Source organism: Nostoc sp. ChiVER01 (assembly GCF_034531155.1).
Lineage (GTDB): Bacteria > Cyanobacteriota > Cyanobacteriia > Cyanobacteriales > Nostocaceae > Nostoc.
In genome coordinates this window covers 94,155-118,155 of sequence record NZ_JAVRBS010000004.1, presented here as the reverse complement: position 1 = coordinate 118,155, position 24,001 = coordinate 94,155, and the positions used below count along the sequence as shown (strand labels likewise).

The 24,001-nt window shown below is 42.8% G+C and carries 20 protein-coding genes; 17 read left to right on the top strand and 3 right to left on the bottom strand.

Features of this window, described 5'->3' with window-relative positions; genetic code table 11:
• Positions 1–17 precede the first annotated feature (17 nt).
• Positions 18–725, top strand: a complete 708-nt coding sequence (gene folE, locus RMY00_RS07325; RefSeq protein WP_322646913.1) for a GTP cyclohydrolase I FolE — start codon at positions 18–20, stop codon at positions 723–725.
• A gap of 116 nt (positions 726–841) precedes the next feature.
• Here the strand turns inward: folE and RMY00_RS07320 are convergent, their stop codons facing one another.
• Positions 842–1,474 (bottom strand): phosphoribosylanthranilate isomerase, encoded by a 633-nt coding sequence (locus tag RMY00_RS07320; protein WP_322646912.1) that lies wholly within the window; start codon positions 1,472–1,474, stop codon positions 842–844.
• Between the two features lie 111 nt (positions 1,475–1,585).
• Between RMY00_RS07320 and psaK the strand changes: the two genes are divergently transcribed.
• The 3 genes from psaK (at position 1,586) to der (ending at position 5,096) form a co-directional block, all read left to right on the top strand.
• The gene (gene psaK / locus RMY00_RS07315; protein ID WP_322646911.1) at positions 1,586–1,840 is read left to right on the top strand and encodes a photosystem I reaction center subunit PsaK; all 255 of its coding nucleotides are present in this window, start codon (positions 1,586–1,588) and stop codon (positions 1,838–1,840) included.
• A gap of 348 nt (positions 1,841–2,188) precedes the next feature.
• Positions 2,189–3,385: a site-2 protease family protein gene (locus RMY00_RS07310; protein WP_322646910.1), complete on the top strand. Its 1,197-nt coding sequence runs from the start codon at positions 2,189–2,191 to the stop codon at positions 3,383–3,385.
• A gap of 340 nt (positions 3,386–3,725) precedes the next feature.
• Complete coding sequence (gene der, locus RMY00_RS07305) at positions 3,726–5,096, top strand: ribosome biogenesis GTPase Der (RefSeq protein ID WP_322646909.1); 1,371 nt, start codon at positions 3,726–3,728, stop codon at positions 5,094–5,096.
• A gap of 19 nt (positions 5,097–5,115) precedes the next feature.
• Here der and RMY00_RS07300 read toward each other — a convergent pair whose 3' ends face one another.
• The gene (locus RMY00_RS07300; RefSeq protein WP_322646908.1) at positions 5,116–5,289 is read right to left on the bottom strand and encodes a hypothetical protein; all 174 of its coding nucleotides are present in this window, start codon (positions 5,287–5,289) and stop codon (positions 5,116–5,118) included.
• 30 nt (positions 5,290–5,319) lie between these two features.
• Here RMY00_RS07300 and RMY00_RS07295 point away from each other — a divergent pair, with 30 nt between their 5' ends.
• The 7 genes from RMY00_RS07295 (at position 5,320) to RMY00_RS07265 (ending at position 14,100) form a co-directional block, all read left to right on the top strand.
• A complete protein-coding gene (locus RMY00_RS07295; RefSeq protein ID WP_322646907.1) occupies positions 5,320–6,237 on the top strand; it encodes an energy-coupling factor transporter transmembrane protein EcfT in 918 nt (305 codons plus the stop codon).
• A 22-nt stretch (positions 6,238–6,259) separates the two neighbouring features.
• Positions 6,260–7,879, top strand: a complete 1,620-nt coding sequence (locus RMY00_RS07290) for an anthranilate synthase component I (RefSeq protein ID WP_322646906.1) — start codon at positions 6,260–6,262, stop codon at positions 7,877–7,879.
• 578 nt (positions 7,880–8,457) lie between these two features.
• Positions 8,458–8,736 carry a transcriptional coactivator PipX gene (pipX, locus tag RMY00_RS07285; RefSeq protein ID WP_109010971.1) on the top strand — a complete coding sequence of 93 codons (279 nt, stop codon included), beginning with the start codon at positions 8,458–8,460 and terminating at the stop codon, positions 8,734–8,736.
• On the top strand, positions 8,733–9,401 hold the full coding sequence (locus tag RMY00_RS07280) for a YggS family pyridoxal phosphate-dependent enzyme (RefSeq protein ID WP_322646905.1): 669 nt from the start codon (positions 8,733–8,735) through the stop codon (positions 9,399–9,401). The genes pipX and RMY00_RS07280 overlap by 4 nt, the downstream gene beginning before the upstream one ends.
• 364 nt (positions 9,402–9,765) lie before the next feature.
• Positions 9,766–10,368, top strand: coding sequence for a cell division protein SepF (locus RMY00_RS07275; RefSeq protein WP_322646904.1), 603 nt, complete (start codon positions 9,766–9,768; stop codon positions 10,366–10,368).
• A gap of 106 nt (positions 10,369–10,474) precedes the next feature.
• Positions 10,475–11,293, top strand: a complete 819-nt coding sequence (gene proC / locus RMY00_RS07270; protein WP_322647131.1) for a pyrroline-5-carboxylate reductase — start codon at positions 10,475–10,477, stop codon at positions 11,291–11,293.
• A 128-nt stretch (positions 11,294–11,421) separates the two neighbouring features.
• Positions 11,422–14,100, top strand: a complete 2,679-nt coding sequence (locus RMY00_RS07265) for an RNA helicase (protein ID WP_322646903.1) — start codon at positions 11,422–11,424, stop codon at positions 14,098–14,100.
• 472 nt (positions 14,101–14,572) lie between these two features.
• Here RMY00_RS07265 and RMY00_RS07260 read toward each other — a convergent pair whose 3' ends face one another.
• On the bottom strand, positions 14,573–14,953 hold the full coding sequence (locus tag RMY00_RS07260) for a hypothetical protein (RefSeq protein ID WP_322646902.1): 381 nt from the start codon (positions 14,951–14,953) through the stop codon (positions 14,573–14,575).
• 535 nt (positions 14,954–15,488) lie between these two features.
• Here RMY00_RS07260 and RMY00_RS07255 point away from each other — a divergent pair.
• The 6 genes from RMY00_RS07255 (at position 15,489) to RMY00_RS07230 (ending at position 23,925) form a co-directional block, all read left to right on the top strand.
• Complete coding sequence (locus RMY00_RS07255; RefSeq protein ID WP_322646901.1) at positions 15,489–17,465, top strand: heavy metal translocating P-type ATPase; 1,977 nt, start codon at positions 15,489–15,491, stop codon at positions 17,463–17,465.
• A gap of 92 nt (positions 17,466–17,557) precedes the next feature.
• Positions 17,558–18,214: a hypothetical protein gene (locus RMY00_RS07250; RefSeq protein WP_322646900.1), complete on the top strand. Its 657-nt coding sequence runs from the start codon at positions 17,558–17,560 to the stop codon at positions 18,212–18,214.
• Between the two features lie 246 nt (positions 18,215–18,460).
• Positions 18,461–19,444, top strand: coding sequence for a hypothetical protein (locus RMY00_RS07245; protein ID WP_322646899.1), 984 nt, complete (start codon positions 18,461–18,463; stop codon positions 19,442–19,444).
• On the top strand, positions 19,429–20,364 hold the full coding sequence (locus tag RMY00_RS07240; RefSeq protein WP_322646898.1) for a MoxR family ATPase: 936 nt from the start codon (positions 19,429–19,431) through the stop codon (positions 20,362–20,364). The genes RMY00_RS07245 and RMY00_RS07240 overlap by 16 nt, the downstream gene beginning before the upstream one ends.
• The gene (locus RMY00_RS07235; RefSeq protein WP_322646897.1) at positions 20,351–21,775 is read left to right on the top strand and encodes a hypothetical protein; all 1,425 of its coding nucleotides are present in this window, start codon (positions 20,351–20,353) and stop codon (positions 21,773–21,775) included. Before RMY00_RS07240 ends, RMY00_RS07235 begins: the two co-directional genes overlap by 14 nt.
• Complete coding sequence (locus RMY00_RS07230; RefSeq protein ID WP_322646896.1) at positions 21,772–23,925, top strand: ABC transporter substrate-binding protein; 2,154 nt, start codon at positions 21,772–21,774, stop codon at positions 23,923–23,925. The genes RMY00_RS07235 and RMY00_RS07230 overlap by 4 nt, the downstream gene beginning before the upstream one ends.
• The last annotated feature ends 76 nt before the right edge of the window (positions 23,926–24,001 follow it).

The window sequence follows — 24,001 nt, the reverse complement described above, 5'->3', positions numbered from 1 at the left end:
ATAACCAAGACTTAATCATGACTATTGCTAGTTCCAACGGTTCCAATTCCTCTCAATTGCCTCTGATTCCCGATTTGTCTGAAGCCATAACTCCTAGACCCGATCGCAACACCCACAACGGGCAACAAGCGGATGTGTCCCCGCCAAAAGAGGAACATCTGGAGGAAATGAAGAACGCCGTGCGGACACTAATATTGGGAGTTGGGGAAGACCCCGAACGCGAAGGACTCCTCAAAACACCCAAGCGAGTGGCCGAAGCAATGCGGTTTCTTACCAGTGGCTACACCCAATCCCTTGAAGAACTCGTTAACGATGCCATCTTTGATGAAGGGCACAACGAGATGGTACTAGTTAGAGATATTAATTTCTTTAGTATGTGCGAACACCACATGCTGCCATTTATGGGTAGAGCACATGTTGCTTATATTCCCAACCAAAAAGTTGTGGGACTGAGTAAGCTAGCCCGCATTGTTGAGATGTATTCTCGGCGCTTACAAGTACAAGAGAGATTAACTCGCCAAATTGCCGAAGCAATCCAGACCATTCTAGAACCTCAAGGGGTAGCGGTTGTGATGGAAGCTAGCCACATGTGTATGGTGATGCGCGGTGTTCAAAAACCAGGCTCTTGGACTGTCACTAGCGCAATGGTTGGTGCGTTCCAAGAGGAACACAAAACCCGCGAAGAATTTTTTAATTTGATTCGCCATCAACCAGCGTTCATTTAGGGAATGGGGAGTGGGGAATGGGGAATGGGGAATGGGGCATTGGTTATTTCCCCTCTGCTCCTCTGCTCCTCTGCTCCCCCTGCTCCCCTGCTCCCCTGCTCCCTCATCCCCACTCCCTACTCCCTACTCCCCAATTTCCCAAACAACTTAGCTACTTTATCTAAATCTTTATCTCCAGGTGCGCGTTCTACACCACTAGATAAATCAACGCCGCTAGGATTGACCTGACTTAGGGCTTCCACAATATTATCTGCTGTTAGTCCCCCAGCTAAAAACCAAGGGCAATTGGGCTTAAATTGCTCTAGCATTGTCCAATCTAAGGTTTTGCCTGTACCACCAAGTTGTTCGGGATGGTAAGCATCAAGCAGTAAAGTATCTACGTAATTTGTGTAATCAGTCACTGTGTCAAGATGCTCAATACTCCGAACTCTCAGCGCCCTAATAATTTCGACATTGGGTAAAGCTTGACGTAATTGGTAGCAAAAATCTGGTAATTCATCTCCGTGTAACTGGACACCAGTCAACCCAGAATCAACAACTATCTGACTGATTTCGGGGATACTAGCGTTGGCAAAAACACCAATTGTGTCAATATTAGCCGGGAGTTCTGCTACTGCTGCCCGAATTTGGGATGTAGTCACGTAGCGAGGTGAGGTTGGCACACAAATAAATCCTAGTGCCGTTGCGCCCAGAGAGGCGATCGCTATAGACTGCTGTGGTTGAGTGATGCCGCAAATTTTAACGCGCATGAATATTTAACAAATTTACAATAATCATCAAGAAAGTCTAAACTATCCGAAAAATTTTTGTGCCTTGGTAATTTTATAATTTTGTAGGTCTACATTTTAGGAGACAAAAGCTTGATTTCATCTATTTTACTAGCAGCTCAGGCAACTGTTCCCGCAACACCTGCGTGGAATCCTACAGTCGGCATCATCATCAGCATCAGCAGCTTAGTAATTGTTTTACTAAGTACTAAAATTGAAAAACCCTTAGTTGGCCCCAAGTTCCCCATCCTGCCGATTAGTATTCCAACATTCGTTGCAGCAATGGCTTTTGGTCATATTATCGGCATTGGCATCGTTTTAGGACTGACTAACATCGGTCGTCTGTAGTTTTGCGATGATCGCGGCATTGCTTGTAACGCCGCGATCAATACAAAACTCCTAAAAGGGAGCAGGGGAAGAGGGGAAGAAGCAAGGGAGCAGGGGAGAAGAATTTTCCCTTCTGCACCCTGGTTCTCTTCCTCTTCATTGACCTCTGCTCCCTGCTCCCTGCCCCTCTGCCTCTTCCCAATGCCCCACTTCAGAGCTTTGCTCACACGCATTAATTGTCTATTCTAGAAATAAGAGCATTTCGTAACTCGGCACTATCGAATTGATGCTCAGAAATATATGTATAAGTATATACGCAAATATTGCAGTATAGAAACTGCTGGCGATATCTAGTTTTAGGACAATGTAATGCAAACAAATTGGAAAATTGGGTCTTTATTTGGAATTCCCCTGTTTTTAGATCCGTTATGGTTTGTGATTTTAGGGTTGGCAACTCTTAACTTTGGGGTAGCTTATCAGGAATGGGGGCCTGTTATAGCTTGGAGTGCTGGAATAGTGATGGCACTGTTGCTATTTGGTTCGGTCTTGCTACATGAATTGGGTCATAGCTTAGTAGCCCGATCGCAAGGCATTAAAGTTAATTCAATTACCCTATTTCTGTTTGGCGGGATTGCTGCTATTGAAGAAGAATCTAAAACTCCTTTCAAAGCCTTTCAAGTAGCGATCGCTGGCCCTTTGGTGAGTATCGGCCTATTTTTACTGCTCCGGGTGGGAGTTATTGTGATACCCGATACTAGTCCACTCAGTATTATGGTTGGAGATTTAGCGAGAATTAACTTGGTGGTGGCGCTATTTAACCTGATTCCCGGCTTACCTCTAGATGGAGGGCAAGTGTTAAAAGCGGCACTATGGCAAATGACAGGTAATCGTTTTCAAGCCGTACACTGGGCTGCAAGGGCTGGGCAAATTTTGGGTTACAGTGCGATCGCTTTAGGATTTGTTGTAGATTTTGTCACCAGAGAATTAGTACTTGGTTTGTGGATTGCACTGTTAGGTTGGTTTGCAGTCCGTAACGCCAGCAGTTATGACAATGTAACGACATTGCAAGAAAGCCTACTCAAAGTCGTGGCGGCTGATGCGATGACCCGTGACTTTCGGGTTGTCGATGCTGACCAGACATTGCGATCGTTTGCCGATTCATACCTGTTAGAAACCAATCCCTCACAGGTTTATTTTGCTGCTTCTGATGGACGTTACCGGGGTCTAGTTTCCATTGACGATTTTCGTTTAACCCAAAGGAGTGAATGGGAAACCCAAACCTTACATAGCATTGTGCATCCCTTGACAGAAATACCCACTGTTGCTGAAGCAACAACGATAGCTGAGGTAATTAACAAGCTAGAAAATGAGCAGTTACCTCGAATTACTGTGCTGTCTCCGGCTGGTGCTGTCGCTGGTGTAATTGACCGGGGAGATATTGTCCGGGCGTTGGGACAAAAATTAAATTTGCGGGTTACAGATGCTGAAATTAAACGGATCAAGGAAGAAGGAAGTTATTCGCCTGGATTGCAACTAGCAGCACTAGCGAAGTCAATTACAAATTAAATGTCATACCCTTGTCATAGTTTTGCAATAGATTCGCCAAAAGCTTGTGTGATATTTAATTTGGTATTTGGTTACAAAATGCTTTTTTTGGGTAAAAGGTAGGGTTTCCTACCTTTTTTATTTTTTAAATTAATGTGAGTTTAATAAACCTCTCCCTGCCTTGAACTTTAGTTCAAGTCTTTCCCTCTCCGATTCGGAAAGGGACGGTTTTACGTAGTAAAACTAGGGAGAGGTTTCTTTGACATGGCTTCAGATTATTGGAAAATTATTAAAACTTCCAGTTTAAAGAAAGTAAAATGTAAGTACGTGATATACTACGTCTCTCACTTACCCTGGTTTTATGGCACTGCCAATTGTTGCAATTATCGGACGCCCAAATGTGGGCAAATCCACCCTGGTTAATCGACTCGCCGGGGAACAAACGGCGATTGTCCATGATGAACCGGGAGTGACACGCGATCGCACTTATCTACCAGCTTTCTGGAATGGTCGTGAGTTTTTAGTGGTAGATACTGGTGGTTTGGTTTTTAATGATAATACCGAATTTTTACCACTGATTCGCCAACAGGCAATGACAGCCCTTGCAGAAGCGTGTGCTGCTATTTTTGTTGTAGATGGTCAAACAGGCCCTACATCGGCAGATTTAGAAATTGCCGAATGGATGCGCCAACAAACTGTACCCGTTCTACTGGCTGTAAATAAATGTGAATCTCCAGAACAAGGCTTAATGCAAGCTGCTGAATTTTGGGAACTGGGATTAGGCGAACCTTACCCCATCTCCGCGATTCATGGAAGTGGCACAGGAGAATTACTCGACGAGTTAGTTAACCATATCCCTGATATTGAAGATATCCCAGAAACTAATGAAATCAAAGTAGCAATTGTGGGACGCCCGAATGTAGGCAAATCAAGCTTACTCAATGCTTTTGTTGGCGAAGAGAGGGCAATTGTCAGCCCAATTTCTGGCACAACCCGCGATGCTATTGATACTGTCATTGAACGAGAGGGGCAAACCTACCGTTTGATTGATACCGCCGGGATTCGTAAAAAGAAACACATCGAATACGGCACAGAATTCTTTAGTATTAACCGTGCTTTTAAAGCGATTCGCCGGGCTGACGTGGTTTTATTAGTAATAGATGCTGTTGATGGAGTTACTGAGCAAGACCAAAAATTAGCTGGGCGGATTATCGAAGAAGGTCGAGCTTGCATCATCGTCGTTAATAAATGGGATGCTGTCGAAAAAGACTCTTACACAATCTACGAATACGAAAAAACTCTGCAATCACGTTTACATTTTACCGAGTGGGCAGAAACAATTTTTGTAAGTGCCTTGTCAGGACAACGGGTAGAAAAGATTCTCGAATTGGTGAAAACTGCGGCTGAATCACACAAACGCCGTGTTAGCACATCAGTTATTAACGAAGTCTTAACAGACGCTGTTAGCTGGCATTCACCGCCAGCATCCCGTGGTGGGCGTCAGGGCAAGATTTATTATGGTACACAAGTAAGTAGCCAACCACCAACGATCGCACTATTTGTCAATGATTCCAAACGCTTCAACGACAACTACCGTCGCTACATTGAACGCCAATTCCGGCAACAGCTAGGATTTAAAGGCACGCCAATTATCTTACTGTGGCGGAGCAAAAGAGTCCGTGATGCTGAAATTGGTAATGTTAATCGAGCAACTCGCGTCAAAATAAGTTAGGAGATAAGAGAGACGCGATTCATCGCGCCTGTACAAGAGAGATGCGATGAATCTCGTCTGACAAGAGAGACGCGATGAATCGCGTCCGTACAAGAGAGACGCGATTCATCTCGTCTTTATAGGAGTTATGAGTTAAAGCTAAAATTGCTATTTTTAAGCCTATGTCAACATAATAGGTTAACCCAGAAGTCAAAACTCCTAACTCCTAACTCGTAACTTTCAAATGGATTTATTACGATCGCTGCCACTTGGACTTTATTTAGAACAACCCCAAACTTGGCTGCATAAAATCGATCCGCGAGTCAAGTTCGCCTGGTTGATGAGCTTTTTAACAAGCTATATTTTAGCTAACAACTTTTGGCGGGTGCTGCTGGTAGTAGTATTGATTCTTGCCACCTTAATTGCCAGAATTCCCCGCCGAGTATGGCAGCAGCAAATGGGTTGGCTGTTAATGCTATCGTTTTTTGTCTTAGTAATCGGAGCCATCAGCCCTGATGGAATGGGTGTAGATTATCAGCCACGCCTCCCAGCTAATGAACAAATATTAACCCAGCCAGTAAACTCCAAAAATATTGTTCAAGAGCCAGCAAGTAATAGCAAATACAGCTATGTACTATTTCACAAAGGCCCAGTTAAAGTAACTCGCCGCTCCTTGGATTTGGCTGTACGTCTGAGTACAATTATATTTACCGTAATTTACAGCACTAATCTGTATCTGCTGACAACCGCACCAGAAGAAATCACATCTGGCATAGAAAGCCTAATGCAACCCCTGCGACGCTTCAAGTGGCCTGTCACCGAAATTGCTTTAACTTTAACCTTATCCTTGCGCTTTATTCCCCTAGTTTTAGAAGAAGTGCAAAACTTATTTCGCTCTGTGATGACTAGAGCAATTAATTGGAAAAAGCTAGGATTGAAAGGAGGATTCAAAGTTTGGATGACAGTCGCAGAGAGACTGTTAGAAAATCTGCTCTTACGAGCCGATCAAATGGCGAATGCAATGATGGTACGGGGTTTTACTAGTCCCAACGAGCATCAAGTGCAGTGGCATGACTTACGATTTAAAGGGCGTGACTGGCTTGCGATCGCAACTTTAATTTTATTCTGGGGAATACGGCTAGCTATAGGAACTCAGGTCTAATTTTGCAACGCTTATAAACAGTATGATCAAGGCTTGGTATTGGCGATCGCTACCCTTAGAAAAGCGCACAGGTTCGGAAGTTTTTGCTGCTCTTTTTCACTCCACCTCCGCGCCGGGAATTGCTACCCTACTGGAAAGTCCCTACCCAACGCCAATCGATCATCCTCAACTTAGCCGATATTCTATCTGTGCAGGCGCTCCTCGCCTAGTCGATGGCATCCCCCAAATGTGGACACCAGAAGTAGGACAAGTTTTTCCCTTCCTAGAAAAGTTGTTACAGCAAGGGATAGCAGGACATGAGAAGTATGAGAAGGATGATGTAGTATTTTCTTCCCCTGCTCCCCCTGCTTCCTCTGCCTCCCCTGCTTCTCCACCTCCCCATCTCCCCTTCACGGGCGGTTGGTTAGGTTGGCTAGGCTACGATGTAGCATGGGAAATTGAACAGTTACCATATCATAAAATTGATCCCCTACCATTTCCTATAGCGTTTTGGTATGAACCAGATTGTTTTGCCGTTTTAGATCACGCGCAACAAATTCTTTGGCTAGCCGTTAGTGATGCAAGTAAACTCGATGAGTTTCAGCACAAATTAGAGAACAGAAAAGGGAAAATGGGGGAGGGGGAGAAAGTTCTACTTTGTTCCCCATCTCCCTCGGCTCCTCAGTTTTTGACATCGCAGGCAGATTATGAAACAGCTGTAAACCAGGCAAAAAAATATATTCAAGCTGGAGACATCTTTCAGGCAAATCTTTCATTGCGATTTCAAGCGTCTACGTCGACTTCTGGTTGGGAAATTTACCAAGCCTTGCAAAAAATCAATCCTTCGCCTTTTGCCAGCTATTGGCAAACGCCTTGGGGAGAAGTGATCAGTTGTTCGCCGGAACGGTTAGTAATGTTGCAAAATCGGCAAGCCGAAACCAGACCGATCGCCGGGACGCGATCGCGTGGTGTCACTCCAGAACAAGATATACAATTGGCACAAGATTTACTCAGCAACACCAAAGAACGTGCAGAACACATCATGTTGGTGGACTTGGAACGCAATGATTTAGGGCGAGTTTGTGAATGGGGAACGGTTACAGTTGACGAATTGCTGACAATTGAGCAATATAGCCATGTGATGCATCTTGTTAGCAACATCAAAGGTACTTTAAAAGCCGAATACACTCCCATTGATTTGATTCGCGCTACGTTTCCAGGTGGCACAATCACAGGTTGTCCCAAAGTCCGTTGCATGGAAATTATCGAAGAACTAGAACCCGTGCGGCGCAGCTTGTTCTACGGTTCCTGCGGCTATTTAGATTGGCGTGGTCATTTAGATTTAAATATCTTAATCCGCACCCTGCTATTAGCCCCCGTGTCTCAAGAAGTAGGGGAGGCAGGGGAAGAAGCAAGGGAGCAGGGAGCAGGGAGAAGGGGAGAAGAATTTTCTCCTCTGCCCCCCGCGCCCTGCCCCTCTGCCTCTTTCCCACGCTCCATTCCCCACTCAAGACTCATCCCCCAGCACTCAGCACTCAACATTGTCTGGGGACAAGTTGGCGCCGGAATTGTTGCAGACAGCGATCCTGAGAAAGAATGGTATGAATCTCTGCACAAAGCCCAGGCACAACTAGCAGCACTGAAAATGTTAGGTAGGGAATAGGGAAAGAGCAGGCGAAAGTTCTCTAATTTTTAATTTTTAATTTTTAATTGATTTCTCCCCACTCCCTAATTTTGTGCCATTCAGCTATAGTTGTGGCAGTATGGAAAGAAGTTGAAAAGTTAGCTGTTGCCGTTAGGAATTTCAAAGGGTGTTTTCCCTCGCCACACTAAACTTTCAACAAGAGGGTCAAGACTGTTTTATGCCTTGTGCCGCCAGGTTGGTGTATTTGAGTCACCAAAGCATAGGGCGAAATCTATCGGCAAGCCTCTACTCTTCGAGTCTACGCTTCGTGTTTCATGTTGTACCCTTGCGCTTCACTACCACTAGTACAGGTTGGCGGAAATCAACTTACCATTAAATTAGAACTAAAAAGCGCAAAATTAAAACCTTTTGACTTTTGACTTCCGCCTTGCGGTACTAGCTTCATCTGCCCATTAGAAACTAGATCAAGGTCTTCGCAACCACAGTTTTGCATTTTAAGGAAATATTCTGACGAATGTTGGTATTATCGTCTGAATGTTTGGAATTCACTGCGAAAAGATATACATACTCCACCTTGACTACACCTTGACTCTTAAATGAATCCAGAAAACGCAGAAACTTACATAAACCATCCAACTTGGGGTTTACTTTACAAAATCTGTATGGTTGATGAAAACCAGGATTTGTTCACCACACTTTATGCCCAGCGCTTGTTTTTTTTGGTTGCAAATGACGTTAAAGGTGTTAAATTCCAGTCTCTAGGACGCACTGAGGCTAGAATGATGTTGGAAAATCGCTTACGTACCCTGCGGCGCAGTGGACAATCTCAGGAGTACGATCAGCTTCAGAGTGTTTTCCAACGCACCTTCCAATGAGCAGTTCGATTTCCGAACGTATTGTTTCTATTCGTTCTTCCCTGCCAACTTCAGTCAAATTGATTGCTGTTAGCAAGCAAGTTCCTGCCCAGTCCATTCGGTCTGCCTATGCCGCAGGAATTCGTGATTTTGCAGAGAGTCGTATCCAAGAAGCCGCCAGTAAGCAAGCCGAGTTGCAAGACTTACCGGATATTACTTGGCACTTTATTGGACATTTGCAAAGCAATAAAGCCAAAAAAGCCATTGAACAATTCTCTTGGATTCACTCCGTCGATAATTTGAAGCTGGCACAGCGTTTAGACCAATTGGCACAACAGCTAGGAGTGAGTCCCCAGGTTTTCCTGCAAGTGAAAATTCTCCCTGATCCCAACAAGTCTGGTTGGAGTGTGCCAGAACTTTTGGCTGATTTACCCATACTCGATCAATACAAAAATTTACAAATTCAAGGTTTGATGACAATTCCACCTTCAGGATTAAATGATCCGGAAATTTTACATGTATTTAATCTCAATCGTGAGCTAGCAAAGAAAATCCAGGAGCAAAACTGGTCGCACATTAAAATGCAGCACTTATCTATGGGTATGTCAGGTGACTACGAACTGGCAGTGCAAGCAGGGGCAACGATGGTACGATTAGGAACAATATTGTTTGGCGATCGCTCTTAGCCTTTGTTCATCAGCCTTACTCTTGGGTATTAATAGAGATCAGGATTTGATGACAAGAATTTTGTAACAAACTGGTGCAATTAGAAACAAAGGATATAGTATTGACAAGAGCAATCGCTAAGGAAAAATAGAGTAAAAAGAACTTTCCTTCGGACAAACCTTAGGATATAATCTTGACTCATTATTATGTTTAGGCGATGCACAGACCTTTGCAAGAAGTGTCAGTTCATCGCCAAAACAAGTAGTATAGGTTACAAATAGCAGTATACTTGCTGTAGTATCCACCGATGTAGCGATTGCTCCTACTCAATCAATCCTAAGCCAAGTCAATATAGGCTATTCGCACCAGGAGAGTACACAGACAATGAACAATATATTTTCCAAACTCAGAGACTTTGTGGGTCTAAATGAGCAAGTTGAATACGAGTATTACGAAGAGGAACCAGAAACAGATAATAATTACCAAAATCTGTATCAGCAAGAAAATCCCCAACCACCAGCACCACAGGAAAGCCCAGCCGCTCAAAATCGACGCTGGCGGGAACCAGTGCCTACAATGGGAGATGATATAACAGCAGGTTCAAAGCCAATGGGGAATGTGATTGGTATGCCAGGAGCAATTAACGGAATTTCGGAAGTTTTAGTACTCGAACCACGCACCTTTGAAGAAATGCCCCAGGCAATTCAAGCGTTGCGAGAACGCAAGTCAGTGGTATTAAATCTGACAATCATGGACCCAGACCAAGCTCAACGAGCAGTAGATTTTGTTGCGGGTGGTACTTACGCACTAGATGGACATCAAGAACGCATCGGTGAGAGCATCTTCTTGTTTACGCCAAGCTGTGTCCAAGTTAGCACTCAAGGTGGCGTTCTTCATGAAGTACCACAACCGCCAGCACGTCCATCTCGTCCTACAGGTACTCCAAATCAAACCTGGGGCAACGAAACTAACCGGATGGCACAATAAACTTAAATTAGTTGTTAGTCCTTTGTCCTTTGTGATTAGTCCTGGGTTTTGATAATAGTGACAAATGACAAAGGACAACCGATTAATGACAGATGACAAACAATCAATGACTATAAAATTTGGCTTAATTGGTGGTGGGGTAATGGGAGAAGCGCTCTTATCCCGCCTTATTGCGCGTGGAATTTATCACTCATCAGAAGTTATAGTTAGCGAACCGCTATCTTCACGCCTAGATTTTTTAAAACAGCAATACGATGTTGCTGTGACTACAGATAATAGCCAAGTTTTCGCTCAAGTTAGAGAAGTTGTGTTTTTGGCAGTAAAACCGCAGGTGTTCAGTGCGATCGCTCAAGAATTAACAGATATTGATCTTCTTAATAAAGAACACTCACCCCTAATCATTTCCATATTAGCAGGTGTGCCTTTGAGTCAGCTAGAAGCTGCATTTGTGCAATTGCCAGTTATTAGAGCAATGCCCAACACCCCAGCAACAGTGGGAGCAGGAATTACCGCCATTTGTTCGGGTGCATATACTAATGCCAAACACCACCAAATAGCACAGCAGGTTTTTTCTGCTGTGGGGGAAGTCGTAGAAGTCTCAGAAGGGCTGATGGATGCAGTCACAGGGCTATCTGGTAGCGGCCCGGCTTACGTAGCGCTACTAGTAGAAGCACTTGCAGATGGCGGAGTATCCGCAGGTTTACCTAGAGCAATTGCTAATCAACTAGCACTGCAAACCGTACTAGGAACAGCGAAACTGTTATATGAAACCAAAATGCACCCAGCAGAACTCAAAGATCGCGTTACTAGTCCCGGTGGTACAACCATTGCGGGGATTGCCAAGCTAGAACAGGCAGGATTTCGTTCAGCTTTAATAGAAGCAGTCAAAGCTGCCACAGAGCGATCGCAAGAACTGGGAAAATAATTAAAGAGTCATTTGCCCTTTGTCCTTTGTGAAAAACTAATGACTAATGACTAATGACAAATGACTATTAACGAAGTTGACAAAAGACTCGTTAGTATAGTAAACAATCTGGTTGCAAATGTGATTGAGTGAATTATCCTGCACCGTCTCCAGAACTTGACTTAGGGTCTATATTTCCCTTTGATCTGGATCAGTTTCAAAAAGAAGCGATCGCGTCCCTAAACGCCGGACGCTCCGTAGTCGTATGTGCGCCCACAGGTTCGGGCAAAACATTAGTCGGGGAATACGCTATTTATCGCGCTCTGGCACGAGGAAAACGTGTATTTTATACTACTCCCCTAAAGGCGCTGTCGAATCAAAAATTGCGTGACTTTCGAGAAAAATTCGGGTTTGATCAAGTTGGACTTTTAACTGGAGATGCTTCCATTAACAGAGATGCACCAATTTTGGTAATGACCACAGAAATTTTCCGAAATATGCTCTATGGCACACCCATTGGGCAAGTCGGTATCTCATTAGTAGACGTTGAAGCGGTGATACTTGATGAGTGCCATTACATGAACGATCGCCAGCGCGGTACTGTTTGGGAAGAATCAATCATCTATTGTCCCCGGGAAGTCCAACTGGCAGCCCTCTCAGCAACGGTTGCCAACAGCGATCAACTCACCGATTGGCTAAATCGCGTTCACGGCCCAACTGACCTGATTTACTCCGATTTTCGCCCAGTTCCCTTGGAATTTTACTTTTGCAATCCCAAAGGGTTATTTCCCCTGCTGAATGATAGCAAAACCAAAATTAACCCCCGCCTTATTCAAAAGAAGAAAGGGAGAGGGGGAGAAAAGGAGAGGGGGAGAAATGGTAGACCAGAGGCTCCTGGAATAGTTTTTACCTTGAGCCAGTTAGAGCAACGGGATATGCTACCAGCGATTTACTTTATCTTCAGCCGCCGGGGATGTGATAAAGCCGTGGCAGAAGTTGGTGATTTATGGCTGGTAAATAATGAAGAGTCCCAGATTTTACGGCAACAGATTGATGACTTTTTAGCCCGCAATCCCGAAGCCGGACGTTCTGGGCAAATTGCACCCCTATACCGAGGAATTGCTGCCCATCACGCCGGAATTTTACCTGCTTGGAAAGCACTGGTAGAAGAACTATTTCAGCAGGGACTGATTAAAGTAGTATTTGCTACTGAAACATTAGCGGCGGGAATTAATATGCCTGCCCGGACAACGGTAATTTCTACCCTTTCCAAGCGTACCGATACTGGACACCGCCTGTTGAACGCTTCCGAATTCTTGCAAATGGCGGGACGCGCAGGCCGCCGGGGGATGGATAAACAAGGTCATGTGGTGACAGTCCAAACTCCCTTTGAAGGAGCCAAAGAAGCAGCGTATTTGGGAACATCCAAGCCAGACCCCCTTGTAAGCCAGTTTACGCCCAGTTATGGCATGGTACTAAACTTGCTGCAAACACACACCCTAGAGCAAACCAGGGAACTCATAGAACGCAGCTTTGGGCAGTACATGGCAACCTTGCATTTAAGACCAGAATATGATGAGATTGCCGAACTGCAAAAACAATTAGCTCAACTTCATGAGCAAATCGCCGCCGTTGATGAAAATGAACTGACTGTTTATGAGAAATTGCGGCAACGCCTAAAAGTAGAACGCCAGATATTGAAAACCTTGCAAGAGCAAGCGCAGGAAGATAGACAAGAAGAATTGGGGATGATGTTGGGCTTTGCAGTGTCAGGAACTCTGTTGAGTCTCAAAGGTAAAAACATCACAGTGTCTACACCCGTAACCGCAGTGTTGGTGGGCAAATCGCCGGGTTCTGGTCAGGCTCCTTACTTAGTATGCTTGGGGCACGATAACCGTTGGTATGTGGCAACAACAGGGGATGTAGTCGATTTGTATGCCGAACTATCGCGAATTGAAGTGCCACCTGATTTACTACCGCCGCCAGAGATGCCTTTGAAGCCAGGACAGTCACGCCGGGGTAATCAGGAAACCTTTGCGATCGCCACGCGTATTCCCAATCCGGTAGAATCTTTGAATCTCGCTCCAGAAGTAGCAGAACAACTCAGTCGCACTGCTGCCATCCAAGAGCAATTAGAAGCTCATCCTCTACATCAATCAGGCAATGCTGCCACGCTTTTCAAGCGTCAGGCCCGCTATGTCGAACTAGAAGCCGAACTTGAACAGTTGCAAGAGCAAGTAGAGCAACAGTCACAACGTCATTGGGAAGAATTTCTCAATTTAATCGCAATTCTGCAACACTTTGGCGCTTTAGATAACTTAGTACCTACAGTATTAGGGCGAATTGCTGCCGCCATTCGAGGCGAGAATGAATTGTGGCTTGGTTTAGTATTCGCTAGTGGTGAATTGGACAACTTAGATCCGCACCATTTAGCCGCCGCCGCCGCCGCTTTGGTGATGGAAACTCCCCGTCCAGATAGCAAGGTTAACTTTGAGCTTAGTAATGAAGTAGCAGATGCCTTAGCAAAATTGCGGGGAATTCGCCGCCAAATGTTCCAATTACAACGGCGGTATAATGTAGCATTGCCTATATGGTTGGAGTTTGAGTTAATTGCGATCGTGGAACAATGGGCGCTAGGAATGGAGTGGATAGAACTCTGCGAGAACACCACTTTGGATGAAGGCGACGTAGTGAGAATTTTACGACGGACGTTGGATTTATTATCACAAATACCCCACGTTCCCCATTTACCAGACTCTTTCCAACGTAATGCTTATCGAGCGATGCAGTTGATTGATAGATTCCCTGTGAATGAGGTGGTTGAATAAACAAGACGCTGTTATATTATGTCCGCATCAATAGTTATGATTCCCACAGTTATTGCACCCCACCCCAACCCGAGAGACAAACCATAGCTTTGGCGGTGTGGGGTTCTTCGGGTTTAATAAGTAATCAAGCGGACATGATATTACAGAATATTTGATAATTTCTGTGCGTCTTTTTGTTTCAGGACTTATGTAAAAATGACGCTGTAGGGACAATTCATGAATTGCCCCTACAAACTGCCCCAAGAATGAATTTAGATTTGACCAAATATGTAGTACGATGTCCAAGCTAGTTTTGAAGGTTTGTAGTAAGGACTTTAGTGCTTACTACGAACTTCGTAACCTATTAATTTAAACTTGACAGACTAGTAGTGGTATTTAGTTAAAAATGCTTGTTTGGTTTCGTATATGTTCTATACGTGAATAATCACGTCTATCTAACAGAAGTTATAGTCACTATCAGCGCTTTTCAATCTTAATACACCAAGTTCCCAGTACCCTGCAACTGCCGCAAAGAATTTATACATAATGGACAGTCACAGCCAAATAACTGAATTGCGCGATCGCTTTCCGCGTCAGTAAAATTCAACATGGCAATATTTTGATTTGATACGGATGTGACAATAGTTGCGGAACGAGCAGAAGTATACGGATGTATTCTCTCTGAATCTCGAATGCACACAAAATCTTTTCCACCATGTGGGTTAGTGATACAGGTACGACCGTCTTCTGTGTGCAGTAATCGCTGTGTAATAGAAGTACTAGCATGGGCAGGATGAAATGCCACCAGTGTAGACATCATCGACATAAAGATTGAGGAAGTGGAAAGCAAATTCAGAAGAATTTTTTTGTTCATAGATTTACTAGAGAAAATTGTCTACTAGTTTAGGGTATTCGATTCACTTTCAAACTTCAAGTGGATTTTCCCTAAGAATAGCTAGCCTGACACTTGTTACCCAAGAATGTTCCTGTGCTAGCTAGTTTGATTACAAATTCGTTGCTACAGCAGAACTTAGAAGTCAAACAGGCTTGATATCTGGTTTTAAAATCTTAGTCGTCTACTTCAGCGAATTTAAATCCGCTCCATATCTCCAAGATGGTGATTACTGGCTTGATGTCAGCAATTTCCTTCTGAAATTTTATACAGAGCGATAAATTGTTGACTACGAACAAAAGTCATCTCGTACATTATTCTATACAATTAAGAATCAGTATAGCTATCTTTAGAAGCTTAAAAAGCTTAATTTTGGCTAAAAAATAGGATAAATATTGAACAATAAATTTGATATAGATTCTCGTTCTTAAATTATCAACTTGTAAAAAGTTCTTTTTTTTATTACATTTGGAAAAAGGCTGAGATATCAATTAATTTACTTGCCTCAATAGAAAAAATGAAGCATAAAGTACATTCAGAATCTTCAGGTGGTTGCAGCTGTGAACATGATCATCACGAGAATCATAACCATGATCATAATCATGATGAGAATCATAACCATGATCACGGTGGAGAATTCAATCTGAAAGATGAGCTATTGCCTTTGGTAGGGATTTTAAGTTTATATGCGCCTGGTATAATTTTTGAGAATCAATTACACAATACATTCTACTCAATAGGTGAATATTTGCTTTTTATCCCTGCTTATTTATTAAGTGGATGGAGTGTTCTAAAAACTGCTGGGCGCAATATCCTCAAAGGTAGAATATTCGATGAAACGTTTTTAATGGCAGTAGCGACACTAGGGGCGATCGCAATTCATAAGTTACCCGAAGCTGTCGGAGTCATGTTATTTTATAAAATTGGGGAATTGTTTCAAGATATTGCCGTTAGCCGTTCCCGTAATTCCATCAAAGCTTTATTAGAAGTACGTCCAGACTATGCCAATCTTCAAACAGAGGGAGAATTAAAAAAAGTATCCCCAAATACAGTAAATATCGGAGATATTATCGTCGTCAAACCTGGGGAAAAGATTCCCTTAGATGGTGAGATTATAGATGGGAATTCACAAGTTGATACATCTGCATTAACTGGAGAGTCTGTACCGCGATCGGTGAGGCTATCCGAGACAGTTTTGGCTGGGATGATTAATAAAATGGGTGTTCTCAGCATTAGAGTAACAAAACTCTTTGATGACTCTTCCATTGCCAAGATTTTAGACTTGGTGCAAAATGCCAAAAGCAAAAAAGCAGAAACAGAAAAATTTATTACTAAATTTGCCCGATATTACACACCAATAGTAGTTTTTCTATCTCTAGCAGTTGCAATATTACCTCCTTTATTTATTACTGGCGCAACTTCTTCAGAATGGGTTTATCGTGCCCTAATTTTACTAGTTATTTCTTGCCCTTGTGGACTCGTTATCAGTATTCCCTTGGGTTATTTTGGAGGTGTAGGAGGTGCAGCTAAACGCGGTATTTTAGTTAAAGGTTCTACTTTTTTAGATGCTTTAAATGCAGTGAATACAGTTGTTTTTGATAAAACTGGAACGCTAACTCAGGGTGTATTTAAAGTAGCAAAAATAGTACCATCAAATGGCTACGTTGAACAAGAATTGCTGCAATTAGCTGCCAAAGTAGAATTGCACTCAAATCATCCCATCGCTCAATCTATCCGCAAAGCTTATGGTGGAAAAATCGATGAATTTGAGGTAAGAGATTATGAAGAGATAGCAGGCTATGGAATTAGAGCCAAGGTTGAAAATAGGGTAGTGATAGCGGGAAGCGATCGCTTATTACATAAACAGAATATTACTCACGATAATTGCCAGTTAGAAGGAACAGTTGTTCATCTAGCAGTAGATAATATTTACGCTGGGTATATTGTCATTGCTGATGAACTTAAAGAAGATGCAAGACTTGCTATTCAAGTACTCAAGGGAATGGGTGTAAAGAGAACAGTAATGTTAACAGGAGATAATCAAGCGATCGCCTCCCGGATTGCCCAACAGCTAAGTATAGATGCTTATGAAGCAGAGTTATTACCAGAAGAAAAAGTCAATGCCATTGAGAAGTTACTTAGCACTGCTGGCAAGCATGGTAAAGTTGCCTTTGTTGGGGATGGCATTAATGATGCGCCAGTGATTGCTAGAGCAGATGTTGGTATAGCAATGGGTGGGTTAGGCTCAGATGTGGCGATCGAAACTGCCGACATTGTGATTATGACAGATGCACCCTCAAAAGTGGCAGAAGCAATCCAAATCGCCAGAAAAACAAGGCAGATTGTTTGGCAAAATATTGGTTTTGCTTTATTCATTAAAGGTGTATTTATTGGATTGGGTATTTTAGGCGTAGCGACAATGTGGGAAGCAGTATTCGCTGATGTGGGAGTAGCAATACTAGCAATTTTTAACGCGACTAGAGTGATGAAATAAAATTATTGGGAAATCAGGAATCCGTAATTGGGAAATTGTATAAGTTAAAACCCAAAAGCAATAACTAAATCAAATTCCCGCAGAGGTAGACTATGAACCCATCTATTAAAGGTATCGCTATAGCTGCATTAGCTTTACTATTAACTAACCCAGTAGTTGCATTACCCCAGAAAACCAATCAACCGCCAACTAATGCGCGTTCCCAACCGTTAAAAGACACTTTAATTGTTCCTGGGGAAAGAGTTGGGCCGATAACACGCACAACCACCAAGCAAGATTTAGCCAAGCTATTTGGTGCATCTCATCTCGTTGATAAAACCATTTCTGGTGCTGAAGGAATTGGTAGTTTTGCAGCTACTCAGGTAAATCTAAATCAGGGACGCTCTCTGCTAGTAGTTTGGAGTGATAATACTCGTACTAAACCTCTAGATGTGCGTAACTTGGGTTGGGCTTGGAAAACCCGCGAAGGTATCGGAGTGGGAACCCCATTGAGTGAGTTACGTAAGAAATTAGGTGATTTTAAACTCTATGGATTGGCGTGGGACTACGGCGGTACTATTTTGTTAGATAGTAGCCGATTATCTAGCTATCAGGGCAAACTCATCCTGCGAGTAGATACTGCTCCTAATGCTGCTCAGAAATATCCCAATGACTACCAAGCGGTATCTGGCGATAGTACTTTTTCTTCAAGCAATCCCCATTGGAAACCTCTGGGAATCAGGTTAGAAGAAATTATCGTTGTATTGTAATCCTAGTGAGCAATGATCGGCTGCTAAACATTTAATTTGCTGGCTTAGGCAAAAGCGGACTATCTAAACCAGATTTTTATACTAGGTCTGGAAGTGGTAAATTACTTTTATAAGAAACTACATAAGTTACATTTATGGTCAGAATGATGTTTCAGCTATTGAAACAATAGGCGATCGCTCAGATTCCTACATCAACATTCTGGCTACTCCTTTTGAGTAAAGATTATTCACTAAAAAAGTAATTGAATGTCCGATGAACAGTACTTAGAGCGTAGACGCCAAGCATTAGAACAGCAATATGATTTACTGATAGAAAAGGAAAAAATGCTACGGCGTGATTGGGCGATCCAGGCAAGCACAGCCATTCGCTTCCAACTGGAAAAGGAAATTGAACAAACTGAAACACAACTCAACGAACTAACTCAACAGCTTGATGCACTAGAACAAGCTTTATCTAGTGGAAGGGTGTATCGTGCTTTATTGAAATTGGGATATCAAACTCAGACGGGAGCATTCCGACAATTTATTAAAGCTCATTCTGTAGCAGCTTTCCTGATTCATGGCTCACTGTGGTATGGACAAGGCTGGTTATTGAATCGGTTGGTGTCAAAGTATGTTAGCAAGAACGTTAACGCTAAAAGAGTGGTAATTAACCTTACCCGCATTGCCCGTAGAAGTGATGTTGCTGCACTATGGCGTGAACTCAGTTATGGGGTCGGTCTTGGCTGGGGAAGTTCAAACTCGGACATTATAGAAAGAGTTTACAAATGGTCGCGAACTCAAACCATCTTGCTGATTTTTGACAATGTGAATCACCTGTCTGAAGCTTTTTTGCAAGAAATGATCCTTAAGTTCTGGTTTCCATTGGTGATTAAAGCTAGGGAGACTACTAGACAAACCAATCAATTCCAGCTATTCATGTTTTTGGTTGACAATGAAGGCTGTGTGGGCAGTTGGAATATTTCTTTTGCAGAGCAACTCAACCCAGATTGGGAACCGGATACCCCTATTAAGCTACCTATAATTACCGAATTTTCCGAAAATGAGCTAGTTACTTGGATAAAGTATGAAGCCGAGGAACTGCTAATCGACTTGGCAACAGAGGTAGAGGTAGATAAAGCAGTACGTGACATACTCCAAAACAGTGAGAATGGCATTCCAGAACCCGCCTTACAAGAAATTTGTCGCTTGTCTAATTGTGAATGGGAGCAAATATGGTTCAAGCCGTAGGTGGAAAACTCTTGGAATATACAGGTAAAGTTCAGCCACAGTTAGGAGAAAGAGGCGCGAACGGACAGCTTTTATATCCCTATTTTCCTAACCCCGAACTGGTAGAAGCGGTGAACTTGGCGATTTACTTAGAACGCCCCTTACTACTGAAGGGAGAACCAGGATGTGGGAAGACTTTACTGGCAAGTGCAGTTGCCTACGAGCTAGATTTGAAATTAGAAGCTTGGTATGTTAAATCCACCAGTCGAGCGCGAGATGGTTTGTATATTTACGATGCCGTGGGACGGTTGCGTGATGCCCAACTTGCAACCTCCAGTCGCCTAACACCAGAACAAATTCTGCGAATTGATGACCCGACTAGCTATGTACGCTGGGGGCCATTAGGACGAGCATTTCAGCAACAGCAGCGCACGGTAGTGTTAATTGATGAAATTGATAAAGCTGATATTGATTTTCCTAATGATTTGCTATTGGAATTAGACCAAAAACAATTCTTTGTGGAGGAAACAGGACAAAAAATTGAGGCCAAAGCAGCACCAATTGTTTTAATCACTAGTAATGATGAGAAGGATTTACCGGATGCCTTCTTGCGTCGATGTTTGTTTCACTATGTCGAATTTCCAAGTCGTGAGCGATTAATGGAAATTGTTAATGCTCTGTTTCCTACTTCACCTGAAGCTTTGGTGAAGCAAGCCATAGATAGCTTCTGGCGTCTGCGGGAAAAAATGCAAGAAGACAAGGGGGAGGCTGGCAAAAAGGTCAGCACTAGCGAATTAATTGATTGGTTTCGCGTTCTGCGCCGTTATCCTGAAGATGAAGCTCTGGCAAAACTGGATGGCAAGATACCTTATGCTGGCGTGTTGCTAAAAAGGTGGGATGACCATTTACGTTATTTGAGACAAAGCCGTGGATGTGAATGATTTGCCTCTGCTGGAACTGTTTACCAAACTGTGCGATGCTGGCTTACCACTTGGCATAGAGGAATATCAGTTAGTTCTACAAGCGATGCAAGCCGGCTTTGGAATTAATGACCAAGCTGCTTTGAAACGTCTGTGTCAGACTTTGTGGATCAAATCATCTGAAGAAAAGCAGCTGTTTGAAGATCATTTTGAACTGGTAATAGGTAATGAGTCTGGATTGTCAACTGCGGAAACATTGCATACACAATCCGAACAGCATCAAGTTTCTCCGATTACCCGCTACGTAATTTTGGGGTTTATCGGAGTTGCTATTGCCTTGGGTGCTGGATTATTTTTACAAAAGCCAATTCAAACACCAGAGCCAATTCAAACACCAGAGCCAATTCAAACACCAGAGCCAATTCAAACACCAATCTCAGACCCGATACCATCCTCAACCACAAAACCAACACCCCAAGCAATTGAAACACCAAAGCCGAACTCAAACCCAAGCCCAAACCCAAACCATTCAGATTGGCTTTTTTGGAGTTTTTTATTAGTTACAGCCATTATTTTTAAGTGGTTAGTTAGGCGAAATAATCAACAGCGCATTGTTGAAAGTACCTCGCATTTACAAGTAACCCCTACAGCTAATTCATCTCTGGCTGCAAAATTGACCCAGACGATAGAAGATGAGGTACAAGCAGTCAAAGCAGTTCTAGAAGCTACCAACAGAAATGAAGAAACTGTTTCCACGCGCCTCGTCTTGACTAGCGAGTATTTGCCTGTAACCGAGCGACAAATGAAACAAATTTGGCGTTACTTGCGCCACCCAGTACGTGAAGGGCCAAAAATAGAGTTAGATATGGCAGCAACTATTCACCAGATTGGATGCCAAGGTTTATTGCTTGAACCTGTATTCATACCCCGTCGAGTGAATAAATCAGAATTACTCTTACTAATTGACCAAGATGGTTCAATGGTGCCTTTCCACTCGCTATCACGGCGGTTGGCAGAAACTGCCTTGCGTGGGGGACGTTTGGGCAAATCTGGAATTTACTACTTTCACAATTGCCCTATTGAATATCTTTACCACGACCCCCATCATCAGCAAGCAGAATTAATCACTAATATTGTTACCCATATTTGCTCAAATAGAACTGCTGTATTGATTTTTAGTGATGCTGGTGCTGTTCGTGGCAGATATAGCGACGAACGCTACGAATTAACTCAACAATTTATTGCCCAAATGAAACAACGGGTACGTTATATTGCTTGGCTTAATCCTATGCCGAGAAAGCGTTGGCTTGGTACAACAGCCGCAGAAATTGCCCATCTTGTCCCCATGTTTGAATTTAGCCACCAAGGTTTACAAGATGCTATTGCTGTGCTGCGTGGACGCTTTGCTAACTTTGAGAGGCAAATAATATGAGCAAGATTAGACTTGAAGAAATTGCGAAGCAACGCATTGAGTCTTTTGCAAAACTCGGCAAAGCTCATCTATATTTAGCATATCATGCTGCTTTTCCCTTAGCACTCACACCAGATTTGTTGTATCGTCTATGGGTTCAGTTCCAACGGGATATTGATGACCAAGTGTTAGGTATCCCTTGGGTAGCAGTAGCAGATTTGCTGGTTTCAAGCTTGTGTAATGAAGTCGGATATGAACTATACGAGATGGATTTAACAGTACGAAATCTGTTGTTGAGTCGTTTGCAGGAAGATAAAAAATTTGGTCAACAGCGGATTAATGAACTATCAAACTTTTTACTCGACTATGTAAGGCCAAAACTTGAAAGTAAAGATCCAGATATTCAAGATTTTGCTCTAACGCAGCAGTGGACAGCTTTAGCATACACGCAGCCTAATAAGGTAGCTCATGAATTGGCATTGGAATTCGATAAATTGGATTTTAATAATGAAGCAGAACTGATAAGAATCGTATCATTAACAGAAATATTTGCACAACCATTAGCTGAATTCGATCCTTTACTCAGTTATGCACGCGGAATGGGAAAGTTAGCCCGTGGGAATTTGGAGGCTGCAACAGATCAAGTTAGCAAAATCTTAGAAGGAGAAAATAAAATACGGGTTGCCGGAGTTGATTTACCTATTCCCGAAAAGATAAAAGCAAATCTTCCAGAGCTATTCGAGCAACTCGCTAACCAGAAAAACGCGCTAAAAAGAAGTAGAATTTCATCACTATTCTTTTTATCTATATTAGCTCTAGGAACGCTGATTGGAGGCACAGGAATATACATTTTTAGATTTCATACATCTCAACTTACACAAAACTCATTATGTCCTAAAGAGACCTATAGTTTGAATGACAGAATTAGCCTGGGTGAAGAAATTTTATTAAAACAAGATACAAACTCAGATAAAGAAGCTGGAGTTCAAGCATTTTTAAATGGTGATTGTCAAACTGCTATTAATAAGTTAAATTTATATCGCAAAGCTAACAGCACAGACCCAGAAGCATTGATTTACTTGAATAATGCTAAGGCTCGTCAAAAAGAAAATCGGCTCAAAATTGCTGTGAGCGTACCTATTGGGACAAATTCAAATGTAGCAAAAGAGATACTGCGCGGTGTGGCTCAAGCTCAAGATGAGGTGAATAGCAGTGGCAGTATCAATGGCAAAGCATTGGAGGTAGCGATCGCTAATGATGATAATGATCCAAGTGAATCTGCACAGCTTGCCACTCGGTTTGGCAAAGATACCAACATCTTAGCTGTCGTGGGACATAATTCTAGTAATGCTTCTCTCTCAGCAGCCCCAGTCTATCAAAAAGATGGGTTAGTGATGATTTCTCCCACCAGTTTTGCCCAAAACCTTGATAGGGTTGGCAATTATATCTTCCGCACTGCTCCTAGTGTTAAATCTATAGCAGATAGCGTCTCTTATTACGCTATTAAAATAGCGGGGAAAACCAATTTTCTTATCTGTGTTGATTACCAAGGGATAGATAATCAGTCGTTTAACGATGAGTTTGTTAATGCGATAAAAACTGCTAACGCTCAGATTAATTCTACAGAGTGCGATATTTCTGGCCGTGACTTTAATCCTCGTGCTGTCATTTCTCAAGCTGTACGTAGCGGTGCTAATGCCTTAGTGTTAGGTCTTTATGTAGACAAAATAAAACAAGGTCTAGCGGTGGCACAATCTAATCAAGGGCAGTTGACTGTATTTGGTAGTCCTACACTTTTCACTGACGAAACCTTAAAGAATGGCAGCGGTATCAACGGACTGATAATCTCTGCACCTTGGTATCCCGCAGCATTTCCTAATAACATCTTTCCGCAAAAAGCCCAAAAACTTTGGGGTGCAACTGTCAATTGGCGAACAGCTACAGCTTATGATGCAACTTTGGCGATCATCGCAGGTTTACAACGAACCAATACCAACAGACGCGATGAATTACAAAAGGTGTTGCATAGTCCGAGTTTTTCAGTCGATGGTGCAACGGGAAAGATTCAGTTTTCACCATCAGGCGATCGCACAAATAATGCCATCTTCTTAGTCAAAGTTCAACAGATACCTGGCACTGACAACTATGAGTTTGTGCCGATTCAACCTTAAGCACAACGCAAACGATATAATGCTTTCACAGATTGTTTATTAGAAGCCTTGTAAGGGAAGGCAGTGGTAAATAAGA

What these genes read in the sequence shown, in the direction of transcription:
- folE (WP_322646913.1), top strand. Translation starts at nt 18, where the DNA reads ATGACTATTGCTAGTTCCAACGGTTCCAATTCCTCTCAATTGCCTCTG.
- RMY00_RS07320 (WP_322646912.1), bottom strand. Translation starts at nt 1,474, where the DNA reads ATGCGCGTTAAAATTTGCGGCATCACTCAACCACAGCAGTCTATAGCG.
- RMY00_RS07310 (WP_322646910.1), top strand. Translation starts at nt 2,189, where the DNA reads ATGCAAACAAATTGGAAAATTGGGTCTTTATTTGGAATTCCCCTGTTT.
- der (WP_322646909.1), top strand. Translation starts at nt 3,726, where the DNA reads ATGGCACTGCCAATTGTTGCAATTATCGGACGCCCAAATGTGGGCAAA.
- RMY00_RS07295 (WP_322646907.1), top strand. Translation starts at nt 5,320, where the DNA reads ATGGATTTATTACGATCGCTGCCACTTGGACTTTATTTAGAACAACCC.
- RMY00_RS07290 (WP_322646906.1), top strand. Translation starts at nt 6,260, where the DNA reads ATGATCAAGGCTTGGTATTGGCGATCGCTACCCTTAGAAAAGCGCACA.
- pipX (WP_109010971.1), top strand. Translation starts at nt 8,458, where the DNA reads ATGAATCCAGAAAACGCAGAAACTTACATAAACCATCCAACTTGGGGT.
- RMY00_RS07280 (WP_322646905.1), top strand. Translation starts at nt 8,733, where the DNA reads ATGAGCAGTTCGATTTCCGAACGTATTGTTTCTATTCGTTCTTCCCTG.
- RMY00_RS07275 (WP_322646904.1), top strand. Translation starts at nt 9,766, where the DNA reads ATGAACAATATATTTTCCAAACTCAGAGACTTTGTGGGTCTAAATGAG.
- proC (WP_322647131.1), top strand. Translation starts at nt 10,475, where the DNA reads ATGACTATAAAATTTGGCTTAATTGGTGGTGGGGTAATGGGAGAAGCG.
- RMY00_RS07260 (WP_322646902.1), bottom strand. Translation starts at nt 14,953, where the DNA reads ATGAACAAAAAAATTCTTCTGAATTTGCTTTCCACTTCCTCAATCTTT.
- RMY00_RS07255 (WP_322646901.1), top strand. Translation starts at nt 15,489, where the DNA reads ATGAAGCATAAAGTACATTCAGAATCTTCAGGTGGTTGCAGCTGTGAA.
- RMY00_RS07250 (WP_322646900.1), top strand. Translation starts at nt 17,558, where the DNA reads ATGAACCCATCTATTAAAGGTATCGCTATAGCTGCATTAGCTTTACTA.
- RMY00_RS07245 (WP_322646899.1), top strand. Translation starts at nt 18,461, where the DNA reads ATGTCCGATGAACAGTACTTAGAGCGTAGACGCCAAGCATTAGAACAG.
- RMY00_RS07240 (WP_322646898.1), top strand. Translation starts at nt 19,429, where the DNA reads ATGGTTCAAGCCGTAGGTGGAAAACTCTTGGAATATACAGGTAAAGTT.
- RMY00_RS07230 (WP_322646896.1), top strand. Translation starts at nt 21,772, where the DNA reads ATGAGCAAGATTAGACTTGAAGAAATTGCGAAGCAACGCATTGAGTCT.